This window comes from Marinactinospora rubrisoli (assembly GCF_042664915.1).
In the GTDB taxonomy this organism is placed as follows: Bacteria; Actinomycetota; Actinomycetes; order Streptosporangiales; family Streptosporangiaceae; genus Marinitenerispora; species Marinitenerispora rubrisoli.
This window is the reverse complement of sequence record NZ_JBHTBH010000001.1, coordinates 185,583-198,127: the sequence shown is the minus strand read 5'-3', so window position 1 is coordinate 198,127 and position 12,545 is coordinate 185,583. Positions and strand designations below refer to the sequence as shown.

Here is a 12,545-nt window from a genome sequence, read left to right as displayed (position 1 = left end):
CCGAAACTGGCGTCGGTACCAGCGACTCCAGCGTCAAGCCTTGCGCGCGTAGAGCGGCTTGGACCGATCCGTGAATACCCTCCGGCTGACGGATGGTATTCACGTGGTATACGCGCGCGTGGGAAGGGGGTCGACCGAGCGAACTTACCTATTCCTCCTGTTCACGGGCACGGCGGTCGCCGACCGGTCGACACTCGGCGCAACGGGAGCCGATCGCCTGCGGGCCGTAGCGTGGGATCAAGGCGCCGCATTCCAGGCACGGCCCCAGAGCCTGATCCGTTACCGCCGTAACATGCTCGTTTTGGCTGGTCACCGGGTTACGTTTCGTTGCGGGGTCACGGCTCAAGCCGTTACCGCTCTGCTCCCGTAACGCGTTCACCTGGTCGAACGACGGTGTAACGGCGGGAACGGCGCTCACGCCGGGAGGTTCGGTGGAGCCGGACAGGTAGCGCGTCCACGCGTCGGCGAAGTCGGCGCGTCGGTAGCCCTTCGCCGGGCCTTCGGGAAACCTGATCGTTGTCGACGTGATGCCGTACTCGCGCAACAACTGGGCGAGCATACGAGAGGTCAGGCCGTTCTTTCCCCACTCCGCCCACGGAGCGTCGTCGAGTCCACACAGCTCTTTGAGGAGCACCGCAGTCTTGAGCGCATGCGGATCGCTGTGTGCGGCGAAGACAGCGCGGCAGTCGGCGAGCGCACGCACGCGTGGGGAACCTTCGTCGCCTTCGGCATCCTGCCGGCGGGTAAGCGCGAGCGCCGCCGCTCGGGCGCGGTCCGGCCACTGGCCTCCGGCCACGTCCGCGAGTGCGATGAGTGGCTCCCAGGTATCGGCGGCCCGGTCCTCGACGGGCATGTTCGGCTCAGCGTCGGTGAGCTGGCCGAGGTGGCTGATCACGCATGCCGTAAGGCGGTCGCGCAGTTCGTAGAGCGGAACCTGATCACGGCGGTAGCGGTACTTCGCGACCGTCTCACCGGGGGCACGTCGGCGCATGGTGATGACGACGGCGCGGTCTTCGATCGTGTCGGGCATGGACCCGATTCCGGCAAGTGCCGCCATGGCGAACGTCGGGAACTCGGCGACCTCTAGATTCGCGCTCTGGCCGACCACCCGCCGAACGGGACGCCCGCGTTGGTGTCCGGCGTTGAGCAGTCCGCGCAGATCTTCATTCTGCTCGGCAACGTGCTTCGAACCAAACAGGGTGTCCGCCTCATCGAAGATCAGCGTTGGCGGTTGCTCCGGATCGATCGACCGGAAGATCGCCGCCGGAGTGGTGTTGACGGCCACGATCGGCCGATAGCTGACCGCCTCGACAACGTCGAGGCATCGCGACTTGCCGCACCGTTTCTCCGGTGCCTTGATCACCAGGCGCGGCGCGTGGTCGGCGACGCTCTGCGCGTGGGTTGCCGCACACCACAGCGTCAACGCGTCGACGTCTTCATTCGTCGGCAAGATGACATAGCGAACGAACGCGGCGTGCAATTCGGCGAGCAATCCCCCCAGAGTGTCGCCCTGGTCGAGGTCATCAAGGCGGTAGGCAAGCGCCTCTGTCGTCTTATTCACGGGCCGCCCCCGCACGCCGTTGTGCCGAACGAATCGTCGCCCGTGTCTCGTGCTCGTCGAGCCCGGCGCCACGCGCCGCTTGAGCGAGCGCCTCGAAGTCGGCAGGCCCAGCACCGGACTCGGCAGCCTTGCAGGCAGCCCAGAACAGAGCGCTGTTGCGGTTCCCCTCCGACTGCGCGCCGACCCACGCGGCCAGACCGGCCGTGCCGGTCCGGCTCAGGCGCCGGGCCGGGACGTGAAGGCGTCGAGGCGGTTCAAGGATGCGCTTGACCTGCTGCCAGTCGAGCGGGGTGCCCTCGGCGCGTTCCTCGACGAGAACGTACGGGCGTCCTCCGACGGTCGAGGGCGGAGCGAGTACGTAGCCGCCGGACGCCTTGAAGTCGATGAAGTGCGCCGCCAATCGCCCGCACCGTTGGTCCGTGCCGGTCCGGTAGGCGTGGAAACCACCGGAGGGCGTGCGCACGAGCGCAAGCGTCCGCACCATTACCCCGGCGCGCGCCAGGCGCGCGAACGCCGCGAAGCCGTCACCGTCCGGCTTGTTGTCGACGTCGACCACGTCGACCGCCGGAGCACCGGTAGCGATCGCGACGTTCGCCGCCGGATAGCGGCGCCACCACTCCCGAATACGCTTCGGGTCCGTCGTCGCCTGCTTGAGCCCGTGCGGCACCAGGGCGCCTGCCGGGGCCTTGCCTCCCGGTTCGCAGGGGAGCACTGGCCACCCGCGAGCCGCGTAGGCGAGCGCGGCGCCAAGCAGGCTGGAGGCTCGCTGTGCCACTTGTTCTGGGCTGGGGGCGCGGTCAGTTCCTAGCATGGATGCATCTCGCTTCAGCCGAGCTTGAAAAGGGAAGTCGAATCGCGGCGGTGACCAGGGCTGCATCCCTGGTCACCGCCGTTCTCATGCCGCCTCGTCGAGGTCGACTCCGGCGAGGCGCAGCAAGGCGGCAACCGGGATCAACGTTTTGTTGCTGACTTTGACGGCCGGGATGTGTCCCGCCTCGATCGCGCGGCGAACGGTCCGTTCGTCGCTACGAAGTAGCGATGCCGTCTCGGCCACCGTCGCGAAGAGCTGACGGCGAAGGTCACTGTCGACCACGAACACCCTCCATGTCACCAGGAAGCAGAATCGTCGAACCTTGTGCTTCTATGAAGCAAGTGACCCAAGGTTGCATCCATGAGTTGTTCAATGTCAATTCACCTTGCTATTGTGCTCCCATGACACAAAATGACTGGTCTGAACGGCTTGCCGGAGCCGTAGCGAAGGAGGTCCGCCGACACCGAAAGCGCCAGGGCATGAGCGCGCAGGAACTCGCAGACCGGTGCGCCAACCTGGGGATGCCCCTCAAGCGGTCGGTGCTGGCGAACCTAGAGAGCGGTCGTCGTACCACGGTGACGCTCGCCGAACTGATCGTCCTCGCGCGAGCGCTCGGGGTTCCTCCGCTGCTTCTCGCCTTCCCGGTGGCCCAAGAGGAGCACACGGAGGTGCTTCCCGGGCAGACCGTTGGCACCTGGGCGGCGGCAAAGTGGTTCACCGGCGATGATCCCTTCCCCACCCGGGACAAGGACTCCGGGAACTGGTTCGTCACTTCCGACGACTTCGACGAGTGGCAGTCCGGCGCGGAGGCTATCGACCGCATGCGCTGGCAGGACCGCTACTTCGCGCAGCTCAGTGGCGCGCACAGCCGCGCCGAGGGAGCCCGCAAGGCCGCTGAAACCGCCTCGACGTCCGCTGAACGGGAGGCACACCTCAGGACTGCCGAAGCGGAGCAACGCACCGCCGAGGCGATCGAGCGCGAGATCAGGTTCAACCGGAACGCGATGCGCAAGGCTGGACTGACGCCCCCCGAACTACGCCCGGAGTCGCAGCACCTCGACGACATCACGGCTGAGGACAGAAGGGGCGCGAGTGGCCAGTAAGAGGTCCAAGAGGCGAAGCCCCGGGGAAGGAAACATCGTAGAGTACTCGCTTGCTGACGGCACCGTGCGCTTCGGCATCCGCTTCGTCGCGACTTTGCCGGACGGCACCACCAAGAGAGTGCTCCGCCGCAGGGACGAGAACGACCGGCCATGGACGACCCGATCCGCCGCACAAAAGGCATTGCGCGAGGCTTTGACGAAGGTCGACCGAGGCGACTATGTCGATCCATCGAAGGTGCTGGTCGGCGCCTACCTCGACGAGTGGGCGAAGGGACTCCGACTCGGGGCGTCGACCGTGTCGGGCTACGAGAAGAACATCCGGCTGCACATCCGTCCGGCGCTCGGCGCACTGCCGCTCGCGTCGGTCACTGGTGCCAGGATCAGTGCCTTCTACCGAGAATTGGAGAGCAGTGGCCGGAAGGACCACCGCCCCGGGGAAGGACTGTCGGCACGGTCCGTCCGGCAGATCCACACGATCCTGCACAAGGCGTTCGGCGTAGCCGTGCGGGATGGCCTACTAATCCGCAACCCGGCCGACCGGGCAGACCCGCCGACAACCAAGGAGGCGCGGGCGCCGGAGATGCGCCCGTGGAACCACGCCCAGTTGCGCACGTTCCTCGGCTGGTCGAAGGAGAACAGCGACCACCATGCCGCATGGTTCGTGCTCGCCATGACCGGCGTCCGGCGCGGCGAACTGCTCGCCTTGCGGTGGCGCGATGTCGACTTCGATGCGCGGACCATGGCGGTTCGGAGGTCCGCGACCCTGGTCAAGACCAAGGGCAGAGGCGAGACACTCAATGAAGGGCCGACCAAGACGAGCAAGGCCCGGGTGATCGACCTCGACGACGACACAGTGACCCTACTCAAGGCGCACCGGAGGGAGCGCGCTGCGCTCGCACTCCAGCACGGGCGTGACGAAGCACTGGTGTTCGCCGATCACGAGGGCGACCACCTTCACCCGGAACGGTTCAGCCGGACGTTCAAGGCCACGGTGAAACGCTGTCGAAAGAAGCTGGCGAGGATCGGACAGGCCGATCTCCCACCGGACATCCGACTTCACGACCTCCGACACACACACGCGACCGTGCTTCTCTCCCTCGGGACGCATCCGAAGATCGTCTCCGAGCGGCTCGGGCATTCGAGCATCTCCATCACCCTCGACACCTACAGCCACGTGCTTCCCACCATCCAGCGCGAGGCGGTCGAGCGACTCGCCATGATGATGACGTCCGGACGGAAAACCGAGGCCCGAAGGATCAGGGAAGGATCAGGAGGCCACTCCGAGCCGATTCAATGAAGGGAGGAGATACGTTGAGCTGCCTATACGCCCTCGAACAGGTAAACGCGAGGGCCGCCTCCGTGTCCCCCCTCAAAATCACGGAGACGGCCCTCGCCTTGGGAACGGCCAGCGACTCCTCCCCCCTGGAGTCGCGGCCTCTGAAAGCTCACGAAGCGCGTTTTCCTCTCGCGCTGGTACATAGATTACCCACACCCACCTGCCGAAACAACCGTCCGTCACGGCGAATTACTTAAAGTAATCGCCACCTGTGCCTCTACTCCTGACCAAGTCGCCACTCACCACGCCAACCGGGGGTCACGTTCCGCGGGCCGGGAGGCGGTCATAGCCTGGACAGCGTGCGCTTCCCGCTTCTGCAACCCCGCTGGCTCGGCATTCACCTGCTGGGCATCGTCGTCATGCTCGGGTGTTTCGGTCTGGGCTACTGGCAGTTCGTCCGCGCGCAGGAACCCTCCCGTGAGGTGATCACCAACCCGGTTGAGGAACTGGCGGCCGCGGTGCGGCTGGAGACGGTGCTGGAGCCGGGCGAGTACATGGGTCAGGACCGGGCGAACGAGGCGGTGCGCGTCACCGGGACGTTCGATCCCGATGGGCAGGTGGTCGTTCCAGCGCTGTCGCCCGAGGGTGACGAGGGGTACAGCGTCGTTGCTCCGCTGGTCACCGCGGACGGCGCCGCCGTCGCGGTGGACCGCGGGTGGTTGCCCAAGGCGCAGGTGGGGGCCGACCGGGTGGCGCCGGCGCCGCCCGGAGGGGAGGTCACGGTCACGGGATGGCTGCGTCCGCCCCAGGGGGAGAACACCGAGGGGTACAGCGCGATGTCGGTGCCCGAGGGCGAGGCGGAGCGGATCGCCCCCGCCGTGCTGGTGAACACCTGGCCGTACGAGCTCTATGACGGGTACGTGGTGCTGGGCGAGCAGGCGGCGGCCGAGCCGGGCGGCGATGCCGGTGGCGACGGCGCGGCGGAGTCCGCCGCCGCGGAGTCCGGGCTGCGGATCGTCCCGCCGCCGGACCCGCCGACGGGGATCACGTGGAACGCCCGCAACCTGAGCTACGCCGCGCAGTGGGCGGTGTTCGGCATCGCGGCGATCGTGTTCTGGGTCTCGCTGGTGCGGCGGGAACTCGCCGACCGGCGCGCCGCGGCGGAGTCCGGTGGCGCGACCGGCGGTGCGGACGGGGCTCAGCCCTCGGTGGTGGGCGCGGACTGAGCCGGGGCCTCGGCCGACTCCGCCGCCATCGCCGCCTTCTCGCGCTTGGCGACCCGGTGCTCGATGAAGAAGCCCAGGAACGGGATGGTGCCGGCGATCATGACGCCGAGGGTCTTGCCGGGCGCCCATCGGCGGTCCAGCGACAGCCACAGCACCACGAGCACGTACACCATGTAGATGTAGCCGTGCGGGATGGCGATGGCCGGCATCACCCACGTGTCGGGGTCGACCAGGTACTTCATCGGCATCGCGACGAACGCGAGCAGCAGCAGCCAGACGCCCGTCACGTAGGCGAGAACGCGGTACAGCGTGAACGGGAGACGCTTCTTATCCACAGAGGGCACCTCGGGCGAAGTCGGACGCGCCGGCTCCGGCTCGACATGCGCCGACCACCGGAGACCGATCTTTCCTTCCGAGCCTAAGTGCTGTTCCGGCGGACCTTCGGCCGGGTCGGCCGCCTGCGCGCGCCGGACCGTTAGGGACGGAACGCGGTGACCACGACACCGGCCGCCAGCACCACCACGCTGGCGCTGAGCAGCACCATCGCCCAGAACCGCGCGAGCGGCGCCGGGGCCGCGCCGGAGTCCGCCCGGCCACCGTGGGCGCGCCGCCAGCGGCGGCGCACGTGCACCACGATCACGGCGAGCGGCAACGTCGTGGCGAGCACCGCGATCAAGCGGTGGCTCGGCGGTACGGCCTCGCCGGCGAACGTCGCGGTGCTGACGAAGGGGTCGCGCAGGAAGAGCAGCGCGACGCCGAGGACGACGATGACCGTCCGCTGCCAGGAGAGGAGCGTGCGCTCGGGCTGCAGGCCGGGGTCCCGCCCGGTGGCGGCGCGCCGGGTCACGACCAGTAGTACCCGACCAGCAGGGCCACGCAGACCACGGTGACACCGACCGTGGTGATGAGCGGCAGCGCGCTCAGCGGCAGCGGCCGGTCGTGGCGCATCGCGCGCTGGACCCGTAGCCAGCGCAGCGGCGCGTAGACGGCGATGATCACCGCGAGCGTGGTGAGCGCCAGCCCGACGGTGATCCGGGCGCCCGGGCTCCACTCCAGCGGCACGAGGTGCAGCACCGCCGCGGCGCCGGCGACGAGCGCCAGCGCGGTGCGGATCCAGGCCAGGAACGTCCGCTCGTTCGCGAGTGTGAACCGGTAGTCGGGTTCCCGGCCGTCAGGCCCCGCCGCCCCGCCCGGTACCGCGGGTCCGCCCGTCGAGGACGGTCCTGCTGCCATCGGTCGCCCCTCCCCAGTCCGACCCGGAGCTTCGAGGTTAGCCGCGATCAGGTTTTCCGCCCAAGCCGGTATTCACCAGGTGTTTTGTCGGGTTCCCGGGTGGTCGGCGGCACTTTCTCCGCCCGCCGGACGCTTGCGGAACAAATCTGCGGGCAGGACCGCTCTACGAGAGGCAAGGCATCCATCCGCTCCCGGGAGACTTCGTGGCAACGATCGAACTGACCAAGGACAACTTCAACGACACGCTCACCGAGAACGACTTCGTCCTCATCGACTTCTGGGCGTCGTGGTGCGGTCCGTGCAAGATGTTCGGCCCGGTCTTCGAGAAGGCGTCGGAGCGGCACTCCGACCTCACCTTCGCCAAGGTCGACACGGAGGCTCAGCAGGAGCTCGCCGCCAGTTTCGACATCCAGTCGATCCCGACGCTGATGGTGGTGCGCGACAAGACGGTCATCTACGCGCAGCCGGGCGCGCTGCCCGAGGAGGCCCTGGAGGACCTGATCAAGCAGGCGCGCGACCTGGACATGGAGGAGGTCCGGCGGGAGATCGCCAAGCAGCAGGCCGACGGCAGCGCCGAACAGGCCTGACCCACGACCGTCCGGCCCGCGGCGGCCGGAGTTCCCGAGGGCCTCGAAGACGCGGGGACCGTGCCGGAGGGCACGGCCCCGCGTGTTGCCGTGGCACCGGGTGGCGTGGCGGTGCCACGCGTCAGCGGGATGCGACGTACACCACGTCGGGTTCGCCGCGCCGGACCGGGACCTCGACGGTGCGCACCCGGCCGAACCGGCGGGCCAGCAGTTCCGCGAACCGCGGCGCGGGCATGGCGCTCCAGAACGCCACCGCGCCACCGGGGCGCAGCACCCGCAGGAGATGGTCGAGGCCCTCCGCCCGGTAGAGCCGGTCGTTGCCCTCGGTCACGATCCAGTCGGGGCCGTTGTCGATGTCCAGGCAGACGGCGTCGAACGTCTCATCGGTGGCGGCCAGCCAGTCGACGACGTCGGCGCGGACGATCTCGCAGCGGGGATCCTCCGCCAGGCGCCCGGCCACCGGTGCCAGCGGCCCGGAGTGCCACTCGACGATCCGGGGCTCCAGCTCCACGACCCGCACCCGCGCGACGCGGGGGTCATCGAGGGCCGCCCGCGCCGAGAACCCGACCCCGAGGCCGCCGATCAGCACCGCGGCGCTTCGCCCCTTCGGCAGGGCCGCCAGGGCGGCCCGCACCAGTTCGCGTTCGGAGGTGCCGTCCCGGGTGTCCATGAGGAAGACCCCATTGTCGATGATCTCAAGGTGCGGGCCCACCCGGCGCAGGACCAGTTCGCCCCCCGTCTCACCGATCGCGCGATCGATGACCTGCGGCTCCGGCGCGGCCTCGCTCTTCGTCATCTCCGACCCGTCCCTCCACCTGTGGCTCGGTGTGCACTCACTACAGCAGCCATCGTTCCGCCATTATTCGTGCACTCGCCACAGCCGGGACACCGTCAGCGCCCCGCGCGCTCCGGCATGGGCCACGGTACGGGGACGCCCAGCGCCGCCCTCCGCCCGGGCGCGTCAGGCCGGGCGGGCGGGAAGGTACTTCGCGGCGGCCTCGGCGTGACGTTCCCGCAGCCCGGGAATGGCCGGCGCCTCGAAGGACTGCGCGGCCCCGGCCGGGTCGGCCCACTGCGGCGGCGTGTCCGCCCCGCTCAGCACCCAGGCGGCCTGCCGGGCGGCTCCGTCGGCGACACGCTCGGCGGGCGGCGGCACCAGCACGGGGACACCGAACACCGCGGGGGCGATCCGGCGCACCGCCTCGGACCGGGCCGCGCCGCCGATCAGCCGCACGCCCGTGGCGCGCACCCCCTGCGCCGCGAGCGCGTCCAGGCCGACCGCGAGCCCGCTGAGCATGCCCTCGACCGCGGCGCGGGCCAGGTTCTCCCGGGTGGAGTTGGCCAGGGTGAGTCCGTGCAGCGCCCCGGTGGCGTCGGGCAGGTCGGGGGTGCGCTCGCCCTCCAGGTAGGGGACGAGGGTGAGCCCGTCGGCCCCGGGCCGTGCGGCCAGGGCGAGGTCGCTGAGCTCGTCGAGGCCCACACCGAGCATCCGCGCGGCGGCGTCGAGTACCCGGGCGGCGTTGAGCGTGCAGACCAGGGGCAGGAACGCTCCGGTCGCGTCGGAGAACCCCGCCACGATCCCGGTCGGGTCGGTGGCGCGGTGCTCGGAGCGCGCGAACACCGTCCCGGACGTGCCCAGCGAGACCACCACGTCGCCGCCCGCGTCCAGGCCGAGTGACGCCGCGGCGTTGTCACCGGCGCCCGGCCCGATCAGGAGGCCGCGGGGCCCGGGCCGGGCGGCCGTGGGCGCCGCCACCTCGGGCAGCAGCGCGTCGTGCCCGAGGGCGCGGACGAACAGGTCGCGGCGGTAGGTGTCCGATCGGCCGTCGAAGTAGCCGGTGCCCGACGCGTCGGACCGGTCGGTGACCAGGTCGGCGAGGTCGGCGGACCCGGAGAGTTTCCAGGTCAGCCAGTCGTGCGGCAGGCACACGGCCGCGGTGCGCGCGGCGTTCTCCGGTTCGTGCTCGGCGAGCCAGCGCAGCTTGGTGACGGTGAACGAGGCGACCGGCACCAGGCCGACGGCGTCGGCCCAGTGGCCGGCTCCCAGCTCGGCGACGAGGTCGGCGGCGGCCCGGGCCGAACGCGTGTCGTTCCACAGCAGTGCCGGCCGGATGACGTCACCGTTCTCGTCCAGGCAGACCATGCCGTGCTGCTGGCCGGCGATGCTGATGGCGTCGACCCCGTCGAGCCCGCCCGCTTCGTGGAGGGCCTTCTGGAGCGCCGCCCACCAGTGCGCCGGATCGGTCTCGGTCCCGTCCGGGTGGTCGGCCCGCCCGCTGCGTACCAGCCGCCCCGTCTCACCGTCCCGAATGACGACCTTGCACGACTGGGTCGAGGAGTCCACGCCGGCGACAAGTCCCATGGCCGTCCGCCACCAATCCGTTGTCCGTGTCCGCTCACGCCACGTCCGGGTCCGGCGACCGGGTCCCCGGGGATCCGGTTCGGCACCGGAGGGAGGTTCCACCGCAGAGGCGGATGAACCGCCCCAGTGCCGACATGTGCATTGGAGCACACCCCGCCGCCGTCCGCACCCCTCCCCCCGGGGGCGGGATCAGCCGGGCGCCAGCGCCCGCGCGACGGCGGAGTCGGTCACCAGCGTGGAGATCAGGCCGGTCTTGAGGGCCACGCCGATCGCCTCCGCCTTGCCGGCTCCCCCGGCGACGGCGATGACCTCGGGGACCCTGCGCAGCTGGTCGGCGCTGACGCTGAGCACCCGCTCGCCGAGCTCGGTGCGCACCTGGGCTCCGTCGGCGTCGAAGAGCTGCGCCGAGATCTCCGCGCGCACCCCCAGGCCGGCGCAGTGTTCCCGGACCGCCGGATCGAGGCTCTCGAAGACGGTGGACGACCGCTCGTCCCAGCCGCCGATGGCGACGACGGCCGTGGTCAGGCGGTCGAAGTGGGCGAACGCGGCGGCGATGCCCGGGTCGGCGCGCAGGGTGCGCGCGGTCGCCGCGTCGGGGAGGATCAGCGGTGCGTAGATCGGGTAGGCGGGGCCGCCCGACAGCTGGGCGGCCCGGCGCACCGTCTCGACCGAGCCGGCGGTGTCGGAGCGCGCGGAGAGGACGCCGTTGAGCTGCACGGTGGTGCAGGGGGCCAGCCGGGTCAGCTCCGCCCCCATGACCTGGAGGGTCCGTCCCCAGGCCAGGCCGAGGACGTCATCGGCCGTGACGATCTCGGCGAGCAGGTCGGCCGCGACCGCGCCGAGCTGCTGCCGGATCTGCGCGGGATCGTCCGGGGCCGATACCACGATGGCGCGGCGCAGCCCGTAGGCGTCGCGCAGCCGATCGGAGAGCTCGGCGTCGAGCCGGGCGGGCAGCCGGATGTCGATGCGCACGATGCCGCTCTCCCGCGCGGTCTCCAGTGCCCGCGCGACTCGGAACCGGCTCAGCCCGAACTCCTCGCCGATCTCCACCTTGGACCGCCCGTCGAGGTAGAACCGCCGGGCGATCGCCGAGACGAGCACCAGCTCCGCGGGGCCCTTGACCAGGGTCTTCTCGGCGCCCACCGACGCCCTGGCCGCACCGTCCGGGCCTCCGCGCACGGGGTCGCTCATGTGAGTCCAATCATGCTCATCTGCCAATCATACGTTGACATTCCGCTCCCCACCGGCTTTCAATGAGCTGGATCACATGTGTGACCCCCACCGCTCATATGAGCGATCGTCAGCGGTGCCGGGGTCCCGGACCCGTGACGTGAGGAGCCGCAGTGCGCGCAGCGATCATCGAGCAGCCTGGAAAGATCGGCGTCGGGGAGCGCCCTGACCCCAAGCCCGCAGCCGACGGTGTCGTGGTGCGGGTGGGCGCCTGCGGTATCTGCGGCACCGACCTGCACATCGCCGACGGCGAGTTCCCGCCCAGCCCCTATCCGCTGGTGCCCGGCCACGAATTCGCCGGCGAGATCGTCGCGGTCGGCTCCGACGCCCCCGGTGACCTCCGGGTGGGCGACCGGGTCGCCGTCGACCCCTCGCTCTTCTGCGGCCACTGCGCGTTCTGCCGGGCCGGCCGCGGGAACCTGTGCGCCAACTGGGGCGCCATCGGCGACACCGTCGACGGCGCGTTCGCCGAGTACGTCGCCGCTCCCGCGGTCAACTGCCACCGGATGCCCGACGGCATGACCTTCCGCGAGGCCGCCATCGTGGAACCGCTCTCCTGCGCCGTGCACGGCGTGCGGCGCATCGGGGTCTCCGTCGGCGAGCGCTTCCTGCTCATCGGGGCCGGCACCATGGGCCTGCTGCTCCTCCAGCTCCTCCAGAGGGGCGGCGCCGACGTGACCGTGGTCGACCGCAACACCGAACGGCTCGGCATCGCCGCCGCGCTCGGGGCGGCCGCGACCGCCACCGATGTCGCCTCGCTGGACGGGGAGCGGTTCGACGCCGCCGCCGACGCCACCGGCGCCCCGCAGGCCATCGAGGCCGCGTTCGGCGCGCTGCGCCGCGGCGGCCGGCTGCTGGTCTTCGGGGTCGCCGCGGCCGAGGCCCGCGTGGACCTGTCCCCGTTCCGCATCTACAACGACGAGATCACGGTGGTCGGCTCCATGGCCGTCCTCGACAGCTACGGCGCCGCCCTGGACCTGATCGGTTCCGGGAAGGTCGAGACGGCCCCGCTGCTCAGCCACGCCGCCCCGCTCGCCGACTTCCCCGCGGCTCTGGATCTGATGCGCTCCGGCGCGGGTGTGAAGGTCCAGGTCGTGCCCTCGGGCGACGCCTTCCGGTAAGGGAGACCCCCATGACGCCCCGAGGAGGACCGACC

Annotated in this window: 14 protein-coding genes; 5 read left to right on the top strand and 9 right to left on the bottom strand. The window is 70.4% G+C overall.

The annotated features are described in order from the left end of the window. Positions 1-148 precede the first annotated feature (148 nt). From ACFQRF_RS00905 to ACFQRF_RS00895, 3 genes are all read right to left on the bottom strand, one after another. Positions 149-1,561 (bottom strand): DUF3631 domain-containing protein, encoded by a 1,413-nt coding sequence (locus tag ACFQRF_RS00905; protein ID WP_379868057.1) that lies wholly within the window; start codon positions 1,559-1,561, stop codon positions 149-151. Further along, positions 1,554-2,372, bottom strand: coding sequence for a bifunctional DNA primase/polymerase (locus ACFQRF_RS00900; protein WP_379868056.1), 819 nt, complete (start codon positions 2,370-2,372; stop codon positions 1,554-1,556). Before ACFQRF_RS00900 ends, ACFQRF_RS00905 begins: the two co-directional genes overlap by 8 nt. Before the next feature lie 84 nt (positions 2,373-2,456). Beyond that, positions 2,457-2,654 (bottom strand): helix-turn-helix domain-containing protein, encoded by a 198-nt coding sequence (locus tag ACFQRF_RS00895; protein WP_379868055.1) that lies wholly within the window; start codon positions 2,652-2,654, stop codon positions 2,457-2,459. Positions 2,655-2,773: 119 nt separating this feature from the next. Between ACFQRF_RS00895 and ACFQRF_RS00890 the strand changes: the two genes are divergently transcribed. The 3 genes from ACFQRF_RS00890 to ACFQRF_RS00880 all read left to right on the top strand — a co-directional run bounded on the left by ACFQRF_RS00890 (position 2,774) and on the right by ACFQRF_RS00880 (position 5,977). After that, the gene (locus ACFQRF_RS00890; RefSeq protein WP_379868054.1) at positions 2,774-3,475 is read left to right on the top strand and encodes a helix-turn-helix domain-containing protein; all 702 of its coding nucleotides are present in this window, start codon (positions 2,774-2,776) and stop codon (positions 3,473-3,475) included. 64 nt (positions 3,476-3,539) lie between these two features. Then, positions 3,540-4,772: a tyrosine-type recombinase/integrase gene (locus ACFQRF_RS00885; protein ID WP_379868053.1), complete on the top strand. Its 1,233-nt coding sequence runs from the start codon at positions 3,540-3,542 to the stop codon at positions 4,770-4,772. A 338-nt stretch (positions 4,773-5,110) separates the two neighbouring features. Next, the gene (locus ACFQRF_RS00880; RefSeq protein WP_379868052.1) at positions 5,111-5,977 is read left to right on the top strand and encodes an SURF1 family protein; all 867 of its coding nucleotides are present in this window, start codon (positions 5,111-5,113) and stop codon (positions 5,975-5,977) included. On the opposite strand, the gene ACFQRF_RS00875 is transcribed toward ACFQRF_RS00880, so the two are convergent. The 3 genes from ACFQRF_RS00875 to ACFQRF_RS00865 all read right to left on the bottom strand — a co-directional run bounded on the left by ACFQRF_RS00875 (position 5,950) and on the right by ACFQRF_RS00865 (position 7,210). Continuing rightward, the gene (locus ACFQRF_RS00875; RefSeq protein ID WP_379868051.1) at positions 5,950-6,312 is read right to left on the bottom strand and encodes a DUF3817 domain-containing protein; all 363 of its coding nucleotides are present in this window, start codon (positions 6,310-6,312) and stop codon (positions 5,950-5,952) included. The two genes, ACFQRF_RS00880 and ACFQRF_RS00875, sit on opposite strands and share 28 nt — an antisense overlap. A gap of 140 nt (positions 6,313-6,452) precedes the next feature. Next, entirely contained in the window at positions 6,453-6,824 is a 372-nt protein-coding gene (locus ACFQRF_RS00870; RefSeq protein ID WP_379868050.1) for a DUF202 domain-containing protein, read from the bottom strand. Then, positions 6,821-7,210: a YidH family protein gene (locus tag ACFQRF_RS00865; RefSeq protein ID WP_379868049.1), complete on the bottom strand. Its 390-nt coding sequence runs from the start codon at positions 7,208-7,210 to the stop codon at positions 6,821-6,823. Before ACFQRF_RS00865 ends, ACFQRF_RS00870 begins: the two co-directional genes overlap by 4 nt. A 203-nt stretch (positions 7,211-7,413) precedes the next feature. Between ACFQRF_RS00865 and trxA the strand changes: the two genes are divergently transcribed. Beyond that, positions 7,414-7,797: a thioredoxin gene (gene trxA / locus ACFQRF_RS00860; protein WP_379868048.1), complete on the top strand. Its 384-nt coding sequence runs from the start codon at positions 7,414-7,416 to the stop codon at positions 7,795-7,797. 121 nt (positions 7,798-7,918) lie between these two features. On the opposite strand, the gene ACFQRF_RS00855 is transcribed toward trxA, so the two are convergent. The 3 genes from ACFQRF_RS00855 to ACFQRF_RS00845 all read right to left on the bottom strand — a co-directional run bounded on the left by ACFQRF_RS00855 (position 7,919) and on the right by ACFQRF_RS00845 (position 11,263). Further along, positions 7,919-8,593 carry a spermine/spermidine synthase domain-containing protein gene (locus ACFQRF_RS00855; protein WP_379868047.1) on the bottom strand — a complete coding sequence of 225 codons (675 nt, stop codon included), beginning with the start codon at positions 8,591-8,593 and terminating at the stop codon, positions 7,919-7,921. A 165-nt stretch (positions 8,594-8,758) separates the two neighbouring features. Further along, positions 8,759-10,159, bottom strand: coding sequence for a xylulokinase (xylB, locus tag ACFQRF_RS00850; RefSeq protein WP_379868046.1), 1,401 nt, complete (start codon positions 10,157-10,159; stop codon positions 8,759-8,761). Positions 10,160-10,348: 189 nt separating this feature from the next. Next, complete coding sequence (locus tag ACFQRF_RS00845) at positions 10,349-11,263, bottom strand: sugar-binding transcriptional regulator (protein ID WP_379868982.1); 915 nt, start codon at positions 11,261-11,263, stop codon at positions 10,349-10,351. A gap of 239 nt (positions 11,264-11,502) precedes the next feature. Between ACFQRF_RS00845 and ACFQRF_RS00840 the strand changes: the two genes are divergently transcribed. Further along, positions 11,503-12,510, top strand: a complete 1,008-nt coding sequence (locus ACFQRF_RS00840) for a zinc-dependent alcohol dehydrogenase family protein (protein WP_379868045.1) — start codon at positions 11,503-11,505, stop codon at positions 12,508-12,510. Positions 12,511-12,545 lie beyond the last annotated feature (35 nt).

Coding starts and splice junctions, on each gene's coding strand:
- ACFQRF_RS00855 (WP_379868047.1), bottom strand. CDS start 8,593: ATGACGAAGAGCGAGGCCGCGCCGGAGCCGCAGGTCATCGATCGCGCG.
- xylB (WP_379868046.1), bottom strand. CDS start 10,159: ATGGGACTTGTCGCCGGCGTGGACTCCTCGACCCAGTCGTGCAAGGTC.
- ACFQRF_RS00900 (WP_379868056.1), bottom strand. CDS start 2,372: ATGCTAGGAACTGACCGCGCCCCCAGCCCAGAACAAGTGGCACAGCGA.
- ACFQRF_RS00890 (WP_379868054.1), top strand. CDS start 2,774: ATGACACAAAATGACTGGTCTGAACGGCTTGCCGGAGCCGTAGCGAAG.
- ACFQRF_RS00865 (WP_379868049.1), bottom strand. CDS start 7,210: ATGGCAGCAGGACCGTCCTCGACGGGCGGACCCGCGGTACCGGGCGGG.